General features: G+C 69.7%; 20 protein-coding genes and 1 pseudogene. 13 read left to right on the top strand and 8 right to left on the bottom strand.

What is annotated here, in order from left to right; all coding sequences use genetic code 11:
- Positions 1-42 precede the first annotated feature (42 nt).
- Positions 43-1,920, top strand: coding sequence for a bifunctional metallophosphatase/5'-nucleotidase (locus tag LY41_RS08870; RefSeq protein WP_253863387.1), 1,878 nt, complete (start codon positions 43-45; stop codon positions 1,918-1,920).
- A 137-nt stretch (positions 1,921-2,057) separates the two neighbouring features.
- On the opposite strand, the gene LY41_RS08865 is transcribed toward LY41_RS08870, so the two are convergent.
- Complete coding sequence (locus LY41_RS08865) at positions 2,058-2,426, bottom strand: hypothetical protein (RefSeq protein ID WP_253863386.1); 369 nt, start codon at positions 2,424-2,426, stop codon at positions 2,058-2,060.
- Between the two features lie 112 nt (positions 2,427-2,538).
- Between LY41_RS08865 and LY41_RS08860 the strand changes: the two genes are divergently transcribed.
- From LY41_RS08860 to LY41_RS08840, 5 genes are all read left to right on the top strand, one after another.
- Positions 2,539-3,759: an acetyl-CoA C-acetyltransferase gene (locus tag LY41_RS08860; protein ID WP_253863385.1), complete on the top strand. Its 1,221-nt coding sequence runs from the start codon at positions 2,539-2,541 to the stop codon at positions 3,757-3,759.
- 159 nt (positions 3,760-3,918) lie between these two features.
- On the top strand, positions 3,919-4,239 hold the full coding sequence (locus LY41_RS08855; RefSeq protein ID WP_253863384.1) for a DUF3870 domain-containing protein: 321 nt from the start codon (positions 3,919-3,921) through the stop codon (positions 4,237-4,239).
- A 138-nt stretch (positions 4,240-4,377) separates the two neighbouring features.
- Positions 4,378-5,523 (top strand): DUF819 family protein, encoded by a 1,146-nt coding sequence (locus LY41_RS08850; protein WP_253863383.1) that lies wholly within the window; start codon positions 4,378-4,380, stop codon positions 5,521-5,523.
- Position 5,524: 1 nt separating this feature from the next.
- Positions 5,525-6,619, top strand: a complete 1,095-nt coding sequence (locus tag LY41_RS08845) for a dipeptide epimerase (protein ID WP_253863382.1) — start codon at positions 5,525-5,527, stop codon at positions 6,617-6,619.
- Positions 6,616-7,647 (top strand): C40 family peptidase, encoded by a 1,032-nt coding sequence (locus LY41_RS08840; protein ID WP_253863381.1) that lies wholly within the window; start codon positions 6,616-6,618, stop codon positions 7,645-7,647. Before LY41_RS08845 ends, LY41_RS08840 begins: the two co-directional genes overlap by 4 nt.
- A 372-nt stretch (positions 7,648-8,019) precedes the next feature.
- Here the strand turns inward: LY41_RS08840 and LY41_RS08835 are convergent, their stop codons facing one another.
- Complete coding sequence (locus LY41_RS08835) at positions 8,020-8,841, bottom strand: Bax inhibitor-1/YccA family protein (protein WP_253863380.1); 822 nt, start codon at positions 8,839-8,841, stop codon at positions 8,020-8,022.
- Positions 8,842-9,316: 475 nt separating this feature from the next.
- Between LY41_RS08835 and LY41_RS08830 the strand changes: the two genes are divergently transcribed.
- From LY41_RS08830 to LY41_RS08820, 3 genes are all read left to right on the top strand, one after another.
- Entirely contained in the window at positions 9,317-10,735 is a 1,419-nt protein-coding gene (locus tag LY41_RS08830) for an Ig-like domain-containing protein (protein WP_425563719.1), read from the top strand.
- A 1-nt stretch (position 10,736) separates the two neighbouring features.
- The gene (locus tag LY41_RS08825; protein ID WP_253863379.1) at positions 10,737-11,468 is read left to right on the top strand and encodes a class F sortase; all 732 of its coding nucleotides are present in this window, start codon (positions 10,737-10,739) and stop codon (positions 11,466-11,468) included.
- 97 nt (positions 11,469-11,565) lie between these two features.
- Positions 11,566-12,828, top strand: a complete 1,263-nt coding sequence (locus LY41_RS08820) for a coiled-coil domain-containing protein (RefSeq protein WP_372493163.1) — start codon at positions 11,566-11,568, stop codon at positions 12,826-12,828.
- A 118-nt stretch (positions 12,829-12,946) separates the two neighbouring features.
- Here LY41_RS08820 and LY41_RS08815 read toward each other — a convergent pair whose 3' ends face one another.
- Positions 12,947-13,969 (bottom strand): ABC transporter substrate-binding protein, encoded by a 1,023-nt coding sequence (locus LY41_RS08815; RefSeq protein WP_253863378.1) that lies wholly within the window; start codon positions 13,967-13,969, stop codon positions 12,947-12,949.
- A 110-nt stretch (positions 13,970-14,079) separates the two neighbouring features.
- Positions 14,080-15,492: a PP2C family protein-serine/threonine phosphatase gene (locus tag LY41_RS08810; protein ID WP_253863377.1), complete on the bottom strand. Its 1,413-nt coding sequence runs from the start codon at positions 15,490-15,492 to the stop codon at positions 14,080-14,082.
- A gap of 264 nt (positions 15,493-15,756) precedes the next feature.
- On the opposite strand from LY41_RS08810, the gene LY41_RS08805 reads away from it, so the two are divergent.
- Positions 15,757-16,221, top strand: coding sequence for an ATP-binding protein (locus LY41_RS08805; protein WP_253863376.1), 465 nt, complete (start codon positions 15,757-15,759; stop codon positions 16,219-16,221).
- Between the two features lie 126 nt (positions 16,222-16,347).
- Positions 16,348-16,722 (top strand): hypothetical protein, encoded by a 375-nt coding sequence (locus LY41_RS08800; RefSeq protein ID WP_253863375.1) that lies wholly within the window; start codon positions 16,348-16,350, stop codon positions 16,720-16,722.
- A 99-nt stretch (positions 16,723-16,821) separates the two neighbouring features.
- Here the strand turns inward: LY41_RS08800 and LY41_RS08795 are convergent, their stop codons facing one another.
- The 3 genes from LY41_RS08795 to LY41_RS24040 all read right to left on the bottom strand — a co-directional run bounded on the left by LY41_RS08795 (position 16,822) and on the right by LY41_RS24040 (position 18,054).
- Positions 16,822-17,424: a class I SAM-dependent methyltransferase gene (locus LY41_RS08795; protein ID WP_443678873.1), complete on the bottom strand. Its 603-nt coding sequence runs from the start codon at positions 17,422-17,424 to the stop codon at positions 16,822-16,824.
- 140 nt (positions 17,425-17,564) lie between these two features.
- Positions 17,565-17,828, bottom strand: coding sequence for an SHOCT domain-containing protein (locus tag LY41_RS08790; RefSeq protein ID WP_253863373.1), 264 nt, complete (start codon positions 17,826-17,828; stop codon positions 17,565-17,567).
- A 7-nt stretch (positions 17,829-17,835) separates the two neighbouring features.
- Positions 17,836-18,054 (bottom strand): NADPH-dependent FMN reductase, encoded by a 219-nt coding sequence (locus tag LY41_RS24040; RefSeq protein WP_372493220.1) that lies wholly within the window; start codon positions 18,052-18,054, stop codon positions 17,836-17,838.
- Between LY41_RS24040 and LY41_RS08780 the strand changes: the two genes are divergently transcribed.
- Positions 18,007-18,621 carry a TetR/AcrR family transcriptional regulator gene (locus tag LY41_RS08780; RefSeq protein ID WP_253863372.1) on the top strand — a complete coding sequence of 205 codons (615 nt, stop codon included), beginning with the start codon at positions 18,007-18,009 and terminating at the stop codon, positions 18,619-18,621. The genes LY41_RS24040 and LY41_RS08780 overlap by 48 nt on opposite strands.
- 155 nt (positions 18,622-18,776) lie before the next feature.
- Here the strand turns inward: LY41_RS08780 and LY41_RS08775 are convergent.
- Positions 18,777-18,920, bottom strand: a pseudogene (locus tag LY41_RS08775) (VOC family protein); the annotation flags it as partial.
- Between the two features lie 209 nt (positions 18,921-19,129).
- Between LY41_RS08775 and LY41_RS08770 the strand changes: the two are divergent.
- A complete protein-coding gene (locus tag LY41_RS08770) occupies positions 19,130-20,152 on the top strand; it encodes an LLM class flavin-dependent oxidoreductase (protein WP_253863371.1) in 1,023 nt (340 codons plus the stop codon).
- The last annotated feature ends 73 nt before the right edge of the window (positions 20,153-20,225 follow it).

Below are 20,225 nucleotides of genomic sequence, written 5' to 3'. Positions count from 1 at the left end.
ACGTCGTCTCGACCGTCAAGTCCGTAGCGAGGAGTCCCCGCCGTGAAAGCCCTTCCGAGACGACACAAGCGGGTGGCGCGAGCTGCCACCGCCACCGCGCTCGCGAGCGCCCTGCTGGCGACATCCGGCGGCGTCGCCGGAGCCGCACCGGGCGCCAAGGCGTTCTGGTTCTTCGACGACGTCCCCGTGTTCACCCTCAACGTCCTGTTCGCCAACGACATGGAGTCCGCCCTGCTGGGAGTGTCCGGAGACGGCACCGACGAGGGCGAGATCGTCGACGGCGGGCAGCGCCCGTACGGCAGCCCGTCGCGCATGGCCACCGTGATGGACGACCTGCGCAAGGATGCCGTCACGGGCTGGCCGAAGCCGGGCCAGTCGCCGTGGCGGGGCGAGGTGGCCCTCTCCGGCGGCGACAACTTCCTCGCCGGCCCCGAGTTCTCGGCCGGCCAGGAGGAGGACGCCCCGTTCTACGACGCTCGCGCGGTCGAGGAGATCGGCTTCGACGCCACCACGATCGGCAATCACGAGTTCGACTTCGGCCCCGATGTGTTCGCCGACTTCATCTCCGCATTCGACGGTTCGCTGGAGTTCGTGAGCACGAACGTCGACGTCTCCGGTGAACCCACCCTCGACGCGCACGCCAAGGACGGCACGATCCTCAAGAGCAAGGTGCTGCGTTCCCGCGGCCAGCGGATCGGCATGATCGGCCTGACGACGCCGGAGCTGCCGTCACTGTCGAGCCCGCGCGACGTCGAGGTCGACCCCCGGATGGCCGAGCTGACGAACGCGCTGTCCGCCGACTTCGCCGATCGCGGTATCGACAAGGTACTGCTCGTCTCGCACCTGCAGGACATCGACAACGAGCTCGACCTGGTGCCGCAGCTGAAGGGCGTGGACGCGGTCGTCGGTGCGGGCGGCGGCGAGATCCTCGCCGACGACGGCGACCGGCTCATCCCCGGCGACGAGGCCGAGCGGGGCTTCCCGCTGTACGCCGACGACGCGAACGGCAACAGCGTCCCCGTCGTCACCACGACCGGCGACTACAAGTACGTCGGCAAACTGGTGCTGAACTTCGACCGGCGCGGCGAGGTCATCGGGGTCGACGATGCCGAGAGCGGCCCGGTGCGGGTGTCCGGTGTCGGCCCCGATGCGGTCCACGGCGACAAGAAGATCCGCTCCGAGGTCGAACAGCCCGTGGCACAGCACCTGGAGGAACTGGCCGACACGACGGTCGCGACCAGCGAGGTGCCACTCAACGGCGTCCGGAACGACGTGCGTTCCAGGGAGACGAACCTCGGCAACCTCGTCGCCGACGGCCTCCGCTGGACGGGCGAACAGAAGGCCGGGGAGTACGGCGTGGCAGCGCCGCAGGTCGGCATCCAGAACGGCGGCGGAATCCGCAACGACTCGACGCTGCCCGCGGGCGAGATCAGCGCGCTCGACACCTACGACGTGGCACCGTTCTCGAACTTCGTCGCGGTCGTGCCCGAGGTGCCGCGGGACGTGTTCCGCCAGCTGCTCGAACGCGGCGTGGCCGCCTCGCCCGACGCCGCAGGCGCGTTCATGCAGGTCTCGGGCGTGAAGTTCGCCTACGACCCGAGCGCCAAGGCCCAGGTCGTCGACGAGAACAGCGGTGAGGTGCTCGAGCCGGGCGAACGGGTGCAGGAGGTGACGCTCGACGACGGCACGGTCGTGGTCTCCGGCGGCCAGGTCGTGGAGGGCGCACCGATCTCGGTGGCCACCAACGACTTCTCGGCCCGCGGCGGCGACGGCTACCCGTTCGGCGACCGGGACTTCACCTCGGTCGGCACCACGTACCAGCAGGCCGTCGAGGGCTACGTCACCGAGGGACTGAACGGCTCGATCACCGCCGAGCAGTACCCGGAGGGCGGCAACGGCCGCATCACCACGACCGGCTGATGATTCCCACGGGGTGGCGCGGGGAGCCTGCAGGCTCCTCGCGCCATCCCGCGATCACCAAACCACGGGTCGACGTCGAAAGCCCGCCGGCTGCCACCACGCATCCCGCCGGAGCGCACCGCACCGCCGCGCCCCCGTCACCGGTACCGGGGTGATCCCGGTGCCCCGGCCAACCGGACCGCGGCACTCTCGTGCCCGAGCTGCTCGGCGGCCCGGCCGTACAGCTCGGTGATGCGCCGTTCGGTCGCGTCGTAATCGCGCTGTTCGAGGTCGAGCTCGGCCGACCGCTGCCGCCGCGCCGCCAGCAACAACGCGGCTCTGCCGCCCGTACCGATGACGAGGCTCGACGCGGTCCGCAGCGCGTCCAGCCTGGCCCGGTCCTCGGGCCTGCCGCCGCCGAGCAACGACAGCATCGTGGTGGCCGCCGCGGCCGCCACCACCAACAGGCCGGCGGCCCAGAGACCGATGGTCCGCGGGCGCAACGCCCTGCTCCGGTGGGTCGACACGGCGTGATCATGCCAGTGACGTGACCCGCGATAACACCACTGGCCAGCGCGGGCGCCACAAGGCAGGATGTACGTAAGCACCCGCTTAGGTAGATCCGAAGGAGTATCCGCCATGCCCGAAGCCGTGATCGTCTCCGCAGCCCGTTCGCCCATCGGCAGGGCCGGCAAGGGATCGCTGGTGGACAAGCGCCCCGACGATCTCACCGCGGACATGGTCCGCGCCGCGCTCGACAAGGTTCCCCAGCTCGACCCGTCCGACATCGACGACCTGATGCTCGGCTGCGGCCTGCCCGGCGGTGAGTCCGGTTTCAACATGGGCCGCGTGGTCGCGACCCTGCTCGGCTACGACCACCTGCCCGGCTGCACCATCACACGCTACTGCTCGTCGAGCCTGCAGACCACGCGCATGGCCCTGCACGCGATCAGGGCCGGCGAGGGCGACGTGTTCATCTCGGCGGGCGTCGAGGCCGTGTCGCGATTCGCGAAGGGCAACTCCGACTCCCTGCCCGACACGCACAACCCGCTGTTCGCCGACGCCGAAGCACGCACGGCCGCGACCGCCGAGCAGGTCACCGACAGCTGGACCGACCCGCGCGCCAACGGCCAACTGCCGGACACCTACATCGCGATGGGACAGACCGCGGAGAACCTGGCGCGGGTCAAGGGCATCTCGCGCGAGGAGATGGACGAGTTCGGCGTGCGCTCGCAGAACCTCGCCGAGAAGGGCATCGCCGACGGCTTCTGGGCCAAGGACATCACGCCCGTGACCCTTCCGGACGGCACCGTCGTCGACTCCGACGACGGCCCGCGAGCCGGTGTGACGGTCGAGGGCGTGTCGGGGCTGAAGCCGGTGTTCCGCCCCGACGGCCGGATCACGGCCGCCAACGCCTGCCCGCTCAACGACGGCGCCGCCGCGCTGGTGATCATGAGCGACACGAAGGCCGAGCAGCTCGGTATCACGCCGCTCGCCCGCGTCGTATCCACCGGTGTGTCCGGACTCTCACCCGAGATCATGGGTTACGGCCCCGTCGAGGCCTCGAAGCAGGCACTGTCCCGCGCGGGCATGTCCATCGGCGACATGGACCTCGTCGAAATCAACGAGGCGTTCGCCGCACAGGTCATCCCCTCCTACCGTGACCTGGGCATCGACGTCGACAAGCTGAACGTCAACGGCGGCGCCATCGCCGTCGGCCACCCGTTCGGCATGACCGGCGCCCGCATCAGCTCGACACTCATCAACTCGCTGCAGCACCACGACAAGCAGTTCGGCCTCGAAACCATGTGCGTCGGCGGCGGCCAAGGTATGGCCCTCGTCCTCGAACGCCTCAGCTGAGACCGGAAGGGTTCCACCGGAGCTGCGCATGAGTCCTGCTCCTGCATGCACGTTGCGCGGCCGCGAACCTGCGGGCGCAGGTGACGGTTGGGTAACGTCTTCCGGTGAGATTTCGGTGGGGACTACCGGGAGGCGGCGGCCCTGTCCTAATGTCTCGCCATGTCCACATCGGTCTTCGTCACGGGCGAGGCCAAAGCACCCTCGAACAATCCGATCACCAGCCAGTTCGGGCTGTTCTTCATCGCCTTCGAGATCGATCCGGACACGCACCGAATCCTTGATGCCGAATGCTCGGCGACGTTGGCACTGACGAACAAGTTCGTCAGGGGCTTGTTCACTCGAGAGTGCATCACGGACGAAGGTCTTCTTACGGAGCGCATCACCACGCGTTACCACGGTTCGTCGCAGCGAGCCTTGATCGCGGCACTGCACCACGCCGCGGCCAAGTACCGCAGCGCGGTCGGACTCGCCGCAGACTGACGTCTCCGTAAGACCCAGCGATTGCCTGGCCCCTGACCGGGCCGGACCCAGTCGGAAACACGCACACGACCTGCGCGGTCGGTGCGTGTTTCCGACTTTTTTGTGTTTCAGGGACGAAAGGACGACGGCGAAGCGAACATGATTACGGACGGATTCCTCTATCTCGGTGTGCTGGTGGGACTGGCCGCGGCCATCGTCTACGTCACCCAGCGCAAGCAGTACCGATTCCTCAAGTACGTACCCGGCTTCGTGCTGCTCTACCTCGGAGCAGCACTGCTGAACACCGTCGGCCTGTTCGGCGAGTCCGATTCGGTCGAGGCGACCGGCGATGCGGTGAAGGATGCACTGCTGCCGGCGATGATCCTGCTCCTGCTGTTCAAATGCGACATACGCAAGATCATCAAGCTCGGCCCGAAGCTCCTGCTGACGTTCGTGGTCTCGGCACTCAGCATCGCCGTGGGCTTCGTCATCGCGTTCCTGATCTTCCAGGCGACGCTCGACCCCGACGCGTACAAGGCGCTCGGAGCGCTCACGGCTTCGTGGACCGGCGGTTCGGCCAACCTGGTCGCCGTCCAGTCGATCGTGGACGCACCGGAATCGCTGGTCGGCTACGTGCTCATCGTCGACACCGTGCTCTACTCGGTGTGGCTGCTGGTGATGTTCAGTTCCGTCGGCGTCGCCGACCGGTTCAACCGGTGGACCAAGGCGAAGGCGATCACCTTCGACGGGCACGCTGCCGACGAACAGGAACGGTCGATCGACCTGACGTCGCTGATGACGTTGATCGGCTTCAGCCTGCTCGTCTCCGCCGTCGCGACCTGGGTCGGCGGCCTGCTGCCGGAGCTCGGCGACGTCGTCACCGGCACCACCTGGACGATCCTGATCGTCAGCGTGCTCGGCCTCGTCATTGCCTCGAGCCGGTTCGGCAGGACCGCGGGCTCGGCCGAACTCGCGATGGTGATGCTGTACGTGATCATCGGCATCATCGCGTCCGGCTCCGACTTCTCGTCGCTGGCCGAGGCTCCCCTGTACCTGCTGATCGGCGTCATCGCGCTGCTCGTGCACGCCGTCGTCATGGTCGGCTACGCCAAGCTCACGAAGTCCGAACTGTCCAGTCTCGCCGTGGCGAGCACCGCGAACCTCGGCGGCATGGCCTCCGCACCGGTCGTGGCCAGCGCCTTCCACCGGCAGATGGTCCCCGTGGGTGTGCTGTTCGCCCTGATCGGCGCGTTCTCGGGCACGTTCATCGGCCTGGCGACGGTGAACGTGCTGGGGGTGATCTGACGTGCTGCCCGCCGTCACCGAGCTGCGTGCCCGGCCCTATTCGGCACCGCTCGCCCGCCCGTTCATCACGGCTCGTCGACGGGTCGACACGATGCTGGGCGTGCTCGTCGAGCTCGAACTGGCCGACGGGACCGTCGGCCACGGCTCGGCGGGCCAGTCCTTCGGCGTCACCGGCGAGTCGGTCGAGTCGATCCTGGCTGCGCTGAACGGACCGGTGACACAGGCGCTGATCGAACGGCCGGCTGCGGGACTGCGCGGGGTCACCTGCGCCGTCGCGGACTCCTGTGTCGGGAACGTCGCCGCCAAGGCGGCGGCCGACGTGGCGCTGCACGACGCCTGGTCCCGCACGCTCGGCGTGCCGCTGACCGAAGCGCTCGGCGGCGACGCCGCGTCGGTACTGCGCACCGACATGACCGTGAGCCTCGACACGCCGCAGCGCATGGCCGCGGCCGCCCTCGAGGCGGCCGGCGACGGCTTCGACGTGCTGAAGATCAAACTCGGCGACGACCGGCACGCCGACCTCGAACGTCTCCGTGCAGTCCGCGACGCCGCGCCGGACGTGCGGTTCCGCCTCGACGCCAACCAGGGCTGGGACGTGAAGTCGGCGATCCGCGTGATCCGGGCCATCGAGGACGCGGGGATCCCCCTCGAACTGGTCGAACAGCCGGTCGGCAAGCACGACCTGGCTGGAATGGCCGCCGTGACCGCCGCGGTCGACGTGCCGGTGATGGCGGACGAATCGGTGTCGTCGCCGCGCAGCGCGCTGGAGATCGTGCAGCGGAGGGCCGCGGACCTGCTCAACATCAAGCTGGCCAAGTGCGGCGGGATCGGCGAGGCGCTGGCCATCGCCGACATCGCACGCGCGGCCGGAGTCGACTGCATGGTCGGCGCGATGATGGAGCCGCGGATCTCCATCGCGGCAGCCGCCCACGTCGCGGCCGCTCATCCCGCGGTCACCCTCGTCGACCTCGATTCGGCCGAGTGGATCGACGACCCGGATCTCGACGGCGGCTACACCCTGCACGGCGGCGAGATGCATCTCCATCCCGGCCCGGGAATCGGTTTCGCTCCACGAGTGAAAGGAGAACAGGAATGAACCTCCGCAGAACGACGGTCGCGCTGCTGGCCACGGGGCTGGTCGGCGCGAGCGCCGGCACGGCGGCAGCCGCGCCGCACGAGGCCGCACAGAGACACGGGATCGAGGCGGGTGACCACGCGTTCGTCGACGTGACCACCGCGACCCTGTGGGTCGAGCCCGGACTCGACCGGCCGGTCGACGCCCCGTCGCTGACCAACCCGGTCGACCTGGACCGGTGGAACCGGAACATGGCCGACACCGAGACACGGCGCTGGCTCACCGGCAAGCTCGAGACACAGGCCGTGCTCGGTTCCGAGGTCGAAGTCACCGAGGTCGACGGCGACTGGGCCCATGTCGTGGTCGAGGGGCAGGACACCCCGCGCGACGACCGCGGCTATCCCGGCTGGATGCCCGTCGACCAGCTCGTCCAGAACGACCGGTTCGACAGTCTGACCGACACCCGTCCGCGCGCGCAGGTGACCGACGACAGGACGTGGCTGACAGGCACCCCCACCGGCTCGCGGCCGCTGTCGGAGATCAGCTTCAACACGCGGCTTCCCGTGCTCGCCGAGACACCGCGAGCGGTGCGGGTCGCCCTGCCGGACGGCTCCGGCGCCTGGCTCGAACAAGACGCGGTCGACGTCTACGGCCAGGGCGAGCAGCCCGCCGAGCCGACCGGTGAGGACCTGGTGGCCACCGCGAAACAGTTCCTGGGCCTGCGCTACCTGTGGGCGGGTGTGTCCGCGTACGGGTTCGACTGCTCGGGCTTCACCTACAGCGTCCACCGCGCCCACGGCGTATCGATCCCACGGGACTCGTCGGCGCAGGCCGAACACGGCCAGGACGTCGCCGTCGAGGATCTGCAGCCCGGTGACCTGTTGTTCTTCGCCCAGCCCGGCGGAATCGGCAGCGTGCACCACGTGGGCATGTACATCGGGGACGGGAAGATGATCCACGCCCCCAACGCGTCCGAATCGGTGTCGGTCGTCGACTGGCAGGACTGGGACGTCGACGACGAGTTCTCCGGCGCCAAGCGCATGACCTGAGCGACCGCTGCGCCGACGAGCGGCTGCTGCAGCGGCGCCGACGAGCGGCTCCCCGGCGGCGTGACCGTCACCGGGGAGCCGCTTTCAGTCGCGGGCCGGGCACTGTCGGAGGGTGCTCGTCGCGGGCCGGGGTCGCCGCGGGCCGGGCGGGATCACCAAGCCGGCTCGGCGGAGCGCACCTGAACCGCGGGCGCTCACTCGACCGGATGCCTACCTTCGTCGCCGGACACCCGGGTGGTGTTGTCCGGCATTCACCGGGACCACGCCGGACCGCTCCGGGTCGGGCGACCACCCGGCACACCCCCGACAGCGACGGCAGCCGCCCGGCCGAATCGGCCGGGCGGCTGCCGCAGGAGGGATATGCGGAGAGTCCTATTCGCCCTGCAGGTAGGTCAGCAGGCGCAGGATCTCCAGGTACAGCCAGACCAGCGTCGTCATCAGGCCGAAGGCCACGTACCAGGCGAACTTGGCGGGCACGCCCTGACGGATGGCCTGGTCGGCCATGTCGAAGTCCAGCAGGAAGCTGAACGCGGCCACGCCGATGCAGACGATGCTGAAGATGATCGCCAGCGTGCTGCCGCCGTCGCGCAGGCCCACGTTCACGCCGAACAGGCCCATCACGAGGTTGAACAGCATCAGGACCGCGACACCGCCGATGGCGCCGATCATCCACTTGCGGAACTTCGGCGTGACCTTCACGGCGCCGGTCTTGTAGACGACCAGCATCACGACGAACACCGCGGCGGTGCCGACGACGGCCTGCAGCGCGACACCGTCGACGATCATCTCGAACACGCCGCTGATCGCACCGAGGAACACACCCTCGGCGGCCGAGTAGGCGAGCGTCATCGCCGCACTGGCCTTCTGCTTGAAGATGATCACCAGAGCCAGGATCAGGCCGACGATCATGCCGCCGATCATGGCGCCGGTGACGGCGCCCATGGAACCGGCCGCGATCTGAGTCTGGGCCCAGATCGCGGTGACGATGCCGATGAGCAGCGTCACACCGAGGCTGGCACCGGTCTTCATGACGACGTCGTCGACGGTCATCGGGCGGTCGGCCTCGCCCGAGGGAGCCTGCGGCGCTCCGTGGCCGGGGACACCGCCCTGGGGCTGCTGGAAGCCCGCGTACGGCGCCTGGCCCACCGCGCCCTGCGGCAGGTTACGGAAGGCGGGGTTGCTTGAGGTTCGCACTGATCCTCCTGGATCTACTGGCCTTGCACCGGTACAACGACCGGGCGCGCCGGCCGGTTCCCGTAGGTCGGTAAAACCGACTTTACCCACGATCCCGGGATGGGTGGCGGGGACGTGGGAAACATCGTGTATCGCGATGGAACCAGGTCCACTCAAGTGGCCGATTGCCGCCTCGACCCGCGGGCAGCGAGTATCGCGAGCCGTATCCGACCGATTACCGAACGCGTATGCCCGCTGTGCCGTCCAACCACTGTTCCGCCCGAGACGTGTGCCGCCCGAGCCGTCGACCGTGGCCACCCGGCCTCCCCGGCCGACCACGACTCGGCCGCCTCTGGGGCGCGCTGCACCGCGGGCGCGTTCGTGACCCTATAGGGGGATTCCCGTGGCGCCTACCCTGCGCCCTTCCAGTACCCGGGGCTCTGCCGGCGCGCAGAGTTCCGCCACCCTGCCCTCCGCCACCCTGCCCTCCGCCCCGCTGCCGGCGAGCATCACCCGGCGTGCCGCCGTCGCGCTACGACTGCTCGTGACGCTCGCGCTCGCCGCGTTCTCACTGGTCATTGTCACGCCTGCGGCCTCGGCCGAAGTGCAGGAGGGCAACGGCCACACCACCACGCCGGGCCAGCCCTACGGCGACCAAAATCGTGACAGCGACTGGCTCGGCTCCTACGTCGTCGGCGGCAAGCAGGTCTTCTGCGTGCAGTTCGCGCTGAAGGCACCGGATTCGGGCGAGCAGTACCAGCCCGGCGACGAGCTGCTGACCAAGTGGGGCGAGGAGATCCCGGCCGACACCGCGGCGAACATCTCGTACCTGCTGCTGCGCTACGGCGACACGCAGGATGCCGACGAGGCGGCCGCGCTCGCGCATCTGCTGCACTCGTGGACGGCGGCCCCGCGCACGCCTGCGGACCTCGACCGAAATCTCCCGTTCGACCGGATCGCCTACAACGTCGACGGGCAGTTCGCGAAACTGCCGCAGGGCGCGAAGGATGCGGTGGAACGACTCCGCACCGACGCCGAAGCCAACCGCGGTCCGTGGACGGCCGAGGTCACGGCTCCCGAACAGGAGCAGACCATCGGCGAGGCAGGCGAATGGTCGGTGTCGGTGACCAATGCGGCGGGCAAGGGCGTGCCGGGCGTGCCGGTGACGCTCTCGGCCGAGGGCGCCCAGGTCGGCGCCGAGCGCGCGGACGTGACGACCGGCGAGGACGGTACCGCCACGTTCCAGGTCACGCCGGAGGCCGAAGAACCGTCGGTGACGGCCACGATGTCGGCACCGGCCGCGCGCCCGTACGTCCAGGACCCGGTCACCGCCGACACTCAACGAGTGGTTTCGACCGGTGGCGAGCAGGAGCTGACGGCATCGGCCACCGGCGCGGCGAAAAACGCTCCCGGCGGCGTCGAGGTCACCAAGGTCGACGCGGAGTCGGAGAAGGGCATCGCCGGTGTCCCGCTGCGCCTCACCGCGGGCGACGAGGAATCGCCTGCCGAGGGCGATGACGGCGAGCCACTGGTGGGTGAGGACGGCAACCCCACCGTGGTGACGACCGAGGGCGACGGCGGCGTCGCCACCGTCGACGAACTGCAGGCACCGCAGCGGATCTGCGTGATCGAAGTGAGCCCGCCGAACGGCTACGCCGACGCGTTCGATCCCGACGACCCGCCGTCGGCATGCGGCAAGGTGAAGCCGGACGGCACGCTCGCACTGACGATCAGCAACGAAGCGGATCAGGTACCGACCGTGATCCCGGCCGGTGAACAGGGCCAGCCGATGGCGCAGAGTCCGACGACGACGGCGACGCCGACGGGCGCGCTCGTCGGCATGGGCGGCCTGGCACTCGCGATCGCCGTCGCGGCCGGACTTCTGGTACGCCGCCGGCAGCTGTCCGGGGACTGACGTGGCGAGGCGTGACCGGGTCGCCGGCTATCTGCTGGGCGCGGCGTCCGTGCTGGCGGCGCAGGCGTTGGTGGGCACGGCGGTGCTGATGCCGCCCACCGACGCCGTCGCCGGCACCGCCGAGCCCGCCGTCGAGCAGCAGACCACCCGGCAACAGCACACCGGGGCGGAGTCGGCGGCACCTGAGACCGAAGAGGAGGAATCGGACGAATCGGCGGCATCTCGCGACGAACCGGAATCCGGCGAGAAGCGGGACCGCCGCGCCGACCCCGAGGTGGTGCCTGCGCCGAGCGGGCAACGGCCCGGGACGATCCGGCTTCCCGACGGCGGATCGGCGACACTCGTCCGCCACGAACTCGGCCCCGACGCGGTACTTCCCGTTCCCGAGAACCTCGGCGAGGCGACGTGGTGGGGCGCAGGCCTCGATGCCCCGAGCGGCGCCAGCGTCTTCGCCGGCCACGTCGACTGGCAGGGCCGGAAAGGCCCGTTCTCGGAGCTGTGGCAGGTGCAGGTCGGCGACCGGGTCACCGTTGCCGGCAACGGCGGGAAGAAGTTCCGCTACCAAGTCTCGCGGATTCTGACGCTGGACAAGGACGAGGTGCCCGCACGGGCACACGAACTGTTCGGGCAGAGCGGCAGGCACCGTGCCGTGCTGGTCACCTGCGGTGGCAGGTGGCAGGGCGGCGAGACCGGTTACGAGGAGAACCGCGTCGTCATCGCCGAACCCGCCTGACGGTTGTGGTCGGCGGCCCGTAGGGGTCGCCGACCACAACCGGTCGGGCCATACTCCTGTCACCACAGCCCACGCTCGCAAAGGTACGGTCTTGAGTATGGCTTCCGAGCACGAGAACCGGCTGCTGCCGCTACGGCGGGAATTCAACCAGGCGTGGCACGGGTTCGACCGCGCCCAGGTCCTGCAGTACGTCGAGCACCTCGAGGCTCAGGTACAGCAGATCGTGGCCGATCGCGACAACACGAACGCCCGGCTCACGACCCTGTCCCGAGAGCTCGAGAACGCCCGCCTGGAGGTGACCCGGCTGCAGAGCCGGGTCGAGGAGCTGAAGAAACCGCCGGAGCGTCCCGAGGACCTCGACGAGCGCATGCAGCGTTCCGTCGATCTCGCCAACACTCGGGCGGAGGAAGTCGTCAATCGTGCCGAGGAAGCCGCCACGAAGACGTGGGCCGAGAGCGGCGAGGTCTCGAAGAAGCTGCACGAGCGCTACATGAAACTGGTCGAGACCCTCGACCAGCACGCCGAGGAACTGCAGCGCGAGCACACCGACGCGCTCGCGGCCACGAAGGCCGACGTGCAGAAGATGACCACGGAGGCCGCCGAGCGGCAGGAGCGGCTCGACCGCGAGGCCGAGGAAAAGCGCCGCACCATCGAGCGCGAGTTCGACAAGAAGATGACCGCCGAGAAGGCCGCGCTCGAGAAGCACGTCGCCGACACCAAGGAAGCCAGCAAGAACGCCGCGGAACGCCGGATCTCGGAGGCGACCACCGAGGCCAAGCGCATGGTGGACGAGGCCACGGCGAAGGCCAAGAAGCTCGTCGACGACGCCACCGCGGACGCCGAACGCCGGACGACCGAGGCGAACGGGGTCGTCGAACGGCTCACCAAGATCCGCAACGAGGCACGTTCCCGGCTGAAGGCCGCAGAGGACGCACTGCACGCGGGCGAATCGGCCCTGGACCCCGTCGACGACGAGGATACCGAGCTCTCGGAACTGCCGGAGTCGCTGACCACGCCGTTCGACGCGGCCAAGACCGCCAACGCCGTCCAGCTCTCCCATGCCGCAGGCAACGGCGCCACGAACGACCCGGCAGCCGATTCGTCCGACGGTTCCGGTGACGCCGACGGTTCCGGTGATGCCGAGGCCACGCGCCCCGCACAGCAACCGGTGAAGGTCGGCGCGAACAGCGCGGCGTCCGACGACGGCACGGCAGGTGACGCGGCAGGTTCGGACAACACCGGTGCGGAGTCGGACGAGTCCGCCGCGCCGGATGCAGCGGACTCGTCCGCCGAGGCGACGACCCCCGGCACGCCCGCGCAGCGGCCGTCACCCGACCCGAAGGATCCGTCGTCCCGGTGACCGTGGCTGGTGGGCCCGCCACTCGCTCGGCGGTACCGCCTGCGCGCTGATGCCGTTCGCTCGGTGATGCCGCTTGCGCGGTGGGCCCGCTGCGGGTGACGGGCCCACCGCGGCAACCTCACACGACCCGGTCGGCGTTTTCCAGGTTCTCGGCGAGGCGGTTGATCGTGGCAGCCTGTGCGACGTAGTCCATCGCGCTGAACTCCCACGGGTAGACCTGGCCTGCCTCGGCCGCGGGCATGTTCGCGAACGTCGGCTGCTTGAGCATCTCGTCACCGCTCATCGCGCGCAGCGAGTACAGCACGACATCGGTGCGGAAGTCGGTGATGTTCTCCCACGCCACCTGGCGCCAGTAGTACGTGTCGCCGCCGGGGTCGGGGTACTTCACGCCGAGTTCGGTGTAGCTGCGCAGTGCCGGGTCGTCTTCGGCCTTGGCGATGTGCACGCCGTCGGTCTCGTAGGCCGCGACGGCCATGACGGTCAGGCCGGACGACGCGGCCTCGCGGAGCCGGTCGCGCGCGGAGTCGTACTCCCGCTTCTTCTCGTCGACCAGCTTCCGGTCGGCGCCGAGTGACGTGGCGAACTCGGTGGTGCGCTCGACGACCTTGTCGGCCGAGCCGGTCATCGACAGCGCCACGATCGGCGCGATCTTCGCGGCGTCCTCCTGCTGCTTGACGTCCTTGAACCCGTACAGCGGCTTCTTCGGGTCGACCTTGCCGGAATCGTCCTCGGGGTAGGCGTGCGTGATGATCAGGTCCGGCTTCTGCGCCTCCAGCCGCACCAGGTTGATCTCGCCGTACGTCGCGCCGACCTCGGTGACCTTCGAGGTGTCCTTGCCGTCGAAGTTCACGTCGGCGTCCAGGCCGGTGTAGCCGAACGAGGCGACGGGCACGATGCCGTAGTTCCACAGGGACGCGACGGCGTCGTTGAGGCCCGCGATGCGAGTGGGCGTGCGGTCGAGGGTGATCTTCTCGCCGCGGTCGTCGGTGAACGACCAGCCGCCCGAACCGCCGCCACTGTTCTCGTCGTCCGAGCTGTTGGGGCCGCAGGCGGACAGGAATCCGGTGGCGGCGAGCGCGGCGGCACCGCTGAACAGGCTCCGGCGGGACATCCGGTAGGGACCGGGCAGTGTTGCAGACATGCCGACCAAGATAGGCAAGCCTAAGTTAAAAACCTAGCCCCCTGTGACGAACAGCAGGGTCGGTCGTATCGACACCCGGCGATTCGACGGGGCGCACCTTCTGCCCGGCGTCAGGCCGAGCCCAGCCAGCGGCACAACAGCAGGCAGACGTCGTCGTCGTGATCGGTACCGCCGAGCATTTCGTGCAGCACGTTGTCGGTGCGTTCGCCGACCTTGCCGTCGCCGCACCGCTCGAACGCCGCCGCGAGGCGCGCCATCCCGGCGTCGATGTCACTGGTCCGGCGTTCGATGAGCCCGTCGGTGTACAGCGCCACGGCCGAGTCCGGGGTGAGCGCACGCGCGTGCTCGGGGATCGACGGCGACAGGCCGATGCCGAGCATCGGACCGTGGTCGGCGTCCAGATACGCGACGGCACCGGAGGCGTCCTGCACCAGCGGCGGCGGATGCCCCGCACTCGCCCACCGGATCGTCCCGGTGCACACCTGCACCTCCACGACCACGGCCGTGGCGTACAGCGAGCCGCGGCTCTCGCGCAGCAAGCCGTGCACGAGCCGCAACGACGACGCCGGGCCGTGGCCTTCCAGTGCGTAGGCGCGCAGCGCGTTCTGCAGCTGGCCCATCACGACAGCGGCATCGAGTCCGTGCCCGGTGACGTCGCCGACGGTGAGCACGACCGTCCCGTCGGAACGGCTGAACGCGTCGTACCAGTCACCGCCGATGTGCACGCCACGCGTCGACGAGCGGTATCGCGCGGCGATGTCCAGCTCGTCCGATTCGACCAGAGCGGGCAGCATCGCGTACTGCAGGCGTTCCGCGAGCTCGTGCTCCCGCTCGTACTCGTAGGCGTTGCGCAGTCCGAGCGCGGCACGGCCCGCGACGGCGTGCGCGAGCGAGATGTCGTCGGCGGTGAAGCCGCGGTGCCGGCGTTCCAGATCCAGCACCCCGAGAGCATGGCGGCCCGCCAGCAGCGGCACGCTCAGCCGGTGCGCTCCGGTCCGGACGGAACGGCGCGTGATCAACGCCTGCTGGGCGGTCACGTCGGCCTGCACGTCCCCCGACGACGACGTCGCGCACAGCAGTCCGTCGTCGGTCGAGCGCCACACGCGCGTGACGTCGGCGAGCCGGTGGGACTGGACGAGCGCCGAGACCTGGGTGAGCATCTCGGCACTGTTGAGCGAAGTCGCGGACGCACGGCTGACCTCGTCGAGAAACGCCGTGCGGTCGATGTCGTCCCGCGACGGCGACCCGGCATCGGGTTTGTCGGTCAGTCGCCACCGCAGGTCCCGGTCGCCCCTGCCGCGCGCAGGTGTGCGCACCTCCTGGCCGGGCAGGTCGATCTCGCCCAGTTCGCTCGGCACGACGTCGGTCAACGACGCGACGACGTCCCCGACGGGGATCGCCGGATCGAGGCTCTCGAGCACATCGGCCAGCGCCGCCCAGGCGTTCGCGGGAAGTCGTCCCGCACGCACGGCTCGTGCGAGCTCCCTGCTGAGCGGCCCGCCCACTCCACGCTCGACGCTCACCGGGATTCACCTCCGCCACAAGCCGAGCCTCCACTATGCCCGCTGCCAGCGAGGATGTCTCGTCATCACCTCCGCGGGTGTCACTCGAACGGCCCTGTGCAAATGGGTGTATCGATCCGCGACAGAGGGCACACGGGTGTTGTGAACGATCCGCGGTCGACGCCCGATCGGCGGAGTCACCGGGACACCGGGCCGTTCCACAGCCCGTCCGGACCGGCTCCCGCCTCGGTCACGGCGAGGACCGCCGAGCCGACGGGGCCGACGATGATGATTGAGCAGAGCCGCGTCGCGGCCGACACCCTCGTGGTCGACATCGCGCTGGACATCGACCCGCGCAGTCCCACCGAGGCCCGGCACGCCGTCGACACCGCACTCGACAGCGGCGACGAGTCCACGCGACAGAACGTGTTACTGCTGGTCACCGAGCTGGTGACGAACGCGGTCGTGCACGGCCGCCCGCCGTGCACGCTGCGGGTGCGCACCGGCGCGGAGCGCCTGCGCATCGAGGTGTCCGACGCGGACCCGCGGCGCCCCGTGCTGCTGCACCCCGGGCCCGACGTCGATCACGGCCGCGGCCTGCTGCTCGTCGCGGCTCTGGCCGACGACTGGGGTGTCGATCAGGCCGATCACTCGGTGGACCCGCGCGGCAAGGTCGTGTGGGCGGAGTTGCCGTTCGCACCGCCGGCATCGCCCGAACGAGGGGTTTCGCAGCCGATCCTCCGCCGGTGACCGGGCCGCGGCCTGCGCGGGCGGCTCACCGAAATGGAACCTGCGCTGCGGGTTGCCTGCCGTGGACGACCCCGTGGTAGGCACCCGCACCGACGACCGGGCCCCACTGAGCCTCACAATGGATGAATGACGACCTGGGCACGGCTCGTACCGGCACTCCTGCTGCCTGCCGTCGTGCTGGCCGGGGGTGCCGCATGCGCCGGAGACCCGAGCCCCGGACCGGCTCCTCACACGTCCGCGTCCGCCGCACCGCCCTCCGGATCGGTGCCGCATTCGCGGTCGCCGATGTCGCCGCGGCCACCCTCGGCCGGGACCGGCGGCGGTGCGGACACCGGGCGCGGCTGCGGGGAGCGCGCACTCGAGGCGGGCGAGTTCAACCCGGATTGCAAGGAATACCAGGGCCATCTCGACCCCGGCGGCCGGGGTCGAGACGACACCGCGGGGGAAGCGCAACTCGAGTACGCCTGCGAGCAGGGCTACATCCCCGAGGAGAAGTGCTGAGCAGGCAGTCCTGAGCGGAGCCCGCGCCGCGCCGGTGAACGGACCCGCCGCCCGCCCGTCAGCGGTCGGCGCCGGGACGAGCGCCTGCCCGCACACCGCTCAGTGTTCCGGTTTTCGCGCGATCAGCCGCTCGACGATCCCGCGGTTGAACCGGTCGTGGTCTTCGATCGAGAAACCCTGCGCGCGGACGTGGTCGAACGGCCTGCGCCGGAAATGCTCCTCCCCCATCGGAACGGTGACCAGCTCGAGCAACCGCTGCACGACGCGCAACGGTGCCGAGGTGCTGACCACGTGATCTGCCAGCAGTAGCCGGCCGCCAGGCCGCAACACGCGCCACATCTCGGCCACGACGGCACGGTCGTCCGGCACGCTGCACAGCGACAGCGTGCACACGACCGTGTCGAAGGAGGCGTCGGGGAATTCGAGTCGTTGCGCGTTCCCTTCGGCCACGTCAACGTCGAGCCCGAGTTCCTCGGCGCGGCTCCGGGCCTGCTTCAGCATCCCGGGACTGAGGTCGATCCCGTGCACCGTGACGCCGGATGGATACGACGACAGGTTCAGCCCGGTCCCGATCGCCACTTCGAGTACCTCACCGGTGGCCCGGCCGCACAGCCACGTCCGGGTGTCCCGGAGGAGCCGGAGTTCCCAGAACCTCATTTGCCTGTCGTAGCGACCCGATTGCTTGTCCCAGAACCGCCGCACCCGCGCCGGATCCTCCGTTGCCACGGACCCCACACTCCCTTCTTCCGTCGAACCGAACTTGCGACTTCTCGTGCAGTAGTTGTGACGGGAAACGGGACGTCGAACCCCGGTGGGATGCGCAGCCCGGCCGCGCAGGCCGGCTAACGGTGCCGGAGGTCGTCGAGCCGCTGGAGGTACACCTCGCGATCGATCTGCCCCGCCGCATAGAGCCGGCGGACTTCCTGCTCGGCACCGTCGATCTCGGACCCGTTCCGGCCCGCAGCGAGGTTACCGAGGAACCGGGCGCCGACGAACACAGCGAGGGCGAGCACTGCCAGGGCCGCCAGGCCCCACAGCGCCATCCACAACCACCCCATGCCCATCATGCCGTCCATCATGTGCGCCGCCGCCTTTCTGATACCCACGCGCATTTTACTGCCTTATCGTGGTCGTGACATCGGCACAGCAGTCGTATCGGCACAGCGGTCGTGCAGCGCAGGGTGCGCCGGCCGCGCCGCGGCGGATACGACCACGGCGCTCGGCACCTGCCTGCCACTCCGTGCGGTAGAGGTCGATCAGGTTCTTCAGCGGCGCGGGGAAGCTGTGGTTGTACTCGGGCGTGACGACGACGTAGGCGACGGGGCCCGCCAGGTATTCGGACGCGACGGCTACAGCCGCGCCAGCATCGGTGCCATCGCGAGCGAGGCAGCGGTGTCGACCCGCACCATCTACAACCACTTCACCGACAAGAAGGAGCTGTTCCGCGCGGTCATCCTGGAAAGCGCGGAGCAGGTCCGCGAAGCGCAGCTCGCCGATCTCGACCGGCACCTCGGCAAGATCGTCGACCTGGAATCGGACCTGATCGCGCTCGGCCACGCGTTCACACTCGTGATGCCCCGGTTCGGCGCGCACTTCGCCCTGGTGCGACAGATTCAGGCCGAGATCGGGCACGTGCCGGACGACGTGCTGCGGTCGTGGCAGGAGACCGGGCCCGGACCGGTACAGGCGGACCTCGCGCGCCGGCTGGCCGAGCTGGCCGAACGCGGCCTGCTGGAGATCGAGGACGCCCACCGGGCAGCCCGGCATTTCGTCGCATTGGTCGGCAGTGAGGTGCAGGGCCGGACCCACTACGGCGCCCTGCCCATCGACGAAGCCGAGCGCGACGCGATCGTCACGGCCGGCGTGAAGGTGTTCCTGCGTGCCTACCGGCCCGGGTAGGCACGCGGGAAACCCGGGGCAGCAACAGCACCGTGCGCCGCGCCTGCGGACTGCCTACCCAGCGCGGGCACGGCCCGGCGCGAGGCCGGCGAACGTGCCGGGGCCGGACCTGCCGCTCCCGGCCCGGGACACACCGGGACCCGCGGTCGTCAGAGCGGGCCGATCTCGATGGCGTAGCCGTCCACCCCGTCGGGATATTCGCGGCCGAGCTCGACGAAGTCCAGGACCTCGCACCAGAACCGCGCCAGCACCTCCGGGTCGCGGCAATCGAGCACGAGCTCACCCATCCGACACGCCATGGACGAAACCTGCTTTCACCGTGGGATCAGCTGACGGCCGCTGCGACAGGCTCCCCGGCCGCAGCGATGCGGAACCGTACCCGGACCAATCACACCGGCGCGACGGAATATCACGGGCGCGAGCTTCCGGACGATCTCCCGCAACGCCGCCGCGAGGCCGTTCCGCCGTGCGGCGGAACAGATCTCATTGCGGGCGCGTTGCACGGGGAGTGAAGAAGATCGGATTCCTGTCTTTCGGCCACTGGTCCGACGCGCCGCACTCGCAGACCCGCTCGGCCGCGGACTCGTTGACTCAGGCGATCGAGCTCGCCGTCGCGGCGGAGGAGCTCGGGGCCGACGGCGCCTACTTCCGCGTCCACCACTTCGCGAAGCAGCACTCGTCGCCGTTTCCGTTGCTGGCCGCGATCGGCGCGCGCACGAGCCGCATCGAGATCGGCACCGGCGTGATCGACATGCGCTACGAGAATCCGCTCTACACCGCCGAGGATGCCGGCTCCGCCGACCTCATCGCGGGCGGGCGGCTGCAGCTCGGCATCAGCCGCGGCTCGCCCGAGCAGGTCGTCGACGGCTGGCGCTACTTCGGCTTCGAGCCCCGGGATGGCGCGAGCGACGCGGACATGGCCCGCGAGCACACCGAGACGCTGCTCTCGACCCTCGACGGCAAGGGCTTCGCGCGGCCACACCCGCGCCCCATGTTCCCCAACCCGCCCGGTCTGCTGCGCGTCGAGCCGCATTCGGACGGCCTGCGCGAGCGCATCTGGTGGGGCTCGGGCTCCAACATCACAGCGGAGTGGGCGGCACGGCTCGGCATGAACCTGCAGAGCTCGACGCTCAAGGACGACGAGAGCGGCGAGCCGCTGCACGTCCAGCAACGCAAGCAGATCGACGCCTACCGCGAGGCGTGGCACGCAGCAGGACACGAACGTACACCGCGAGTCTCGGTCAGCCGCAGCATCTTCCCCATCGTCAGCGACCTCGACGACATGTACTTCGGCGACGCAGGCGAGTCCGAGGACAAGGTCGGCTACCTCGATGCGGGCACCCGCGCCGTCTTCGGGCGCTCGTACGCCGGTGAACCGGACGTGCTCATCAAGCGGCTGGCCGAGGACGAGGCGATCGCTGCCGCCGACACGCTGCTCGTCACCGTGCCCAACCAGCTCGGGGTCGACTACAACGCACACATCCTCGACAGCATCCTCACCCACGTGGCGCCGGCACTCGGCTGGCACTGAGCGCGGGGCGACAGGCATAGCGCGTAGCCACCGACGGGTGGAGGCGTCGGTGGCGATCGGAGGGAGCTGATCG

This window comes from Prauserella halophila (assembly GCF_024171895.1).
Classification (GTDB): Bacteria; Actinomycetota; Actinomycetes; order Mycobacteriales; family Pseudonocardiaceae; genus Prauserella; species Prauserella halophila.
The sequence above is the reverse complement of the archived record's forward strand: the minus strand, read 5'-3'. Positions and strand labels throughout refer to the sequence as shown.

Bases quoted from the DNA above. Each gene is read 5' to 3' on its own strand.
- LY41_RS08820 (WP_372493163.1), top strand. From the start codon at position 11,566: ATGGCTTCCGAGCACGAGAACCGGCTGCTGCCGCTACGGCGGGAATTC.
- LY41_RS08850 (WP_253863383.1), top strand. From the start codon at position 4,378: ATGATTACGGACGGATTCCTCTATCTCGGTGTGCTGGTGGGACTGGCC.
- LY41_RS08855 (WP_253863384.1), top strand. From the start codon at position 3,919: ATGTCCACATCGGTCTTCGTCACGGGCGAGGCCAAAGCACCCTCGAAC.
- LY41_RS08840 (WP_253863381.1), top strand. From the start codon at position 6,616: ATGAACCTCCGCAGAACGACGGTCGCGCTGCTGGCCACGGGGCTGGTC.
- LY41_RS08800 (WP_253863375.1), top strand. From the start codon at position 16,348: ATGACGACCTGGGCACGGCTCGTACCGGCACTCCTGCTGCCTGCCGTC.
- LY41_RS08860 (WP_253863385.1), top strand. From the start codon at position 2,539: ATGCCCGAAGCCGTGATCGTCTCCGCAGCCCGTTCGCCCATCGGCAGG.
- LY41_RS08815 (WP_253863378.1), bottom strand. From the start codon at position 13,969: ATGTCTGCAACACTGCCCGGTCCCTACCGGATGTCCCGCCGGAGCCTG.
- LY41_RS08805 (WP_253863376.1), top strand. From the start codon at position 15,757: ATGATGATTGAGCAGAGCCGCGTCGCGGCCGACACCCTCGTGGTCGAC.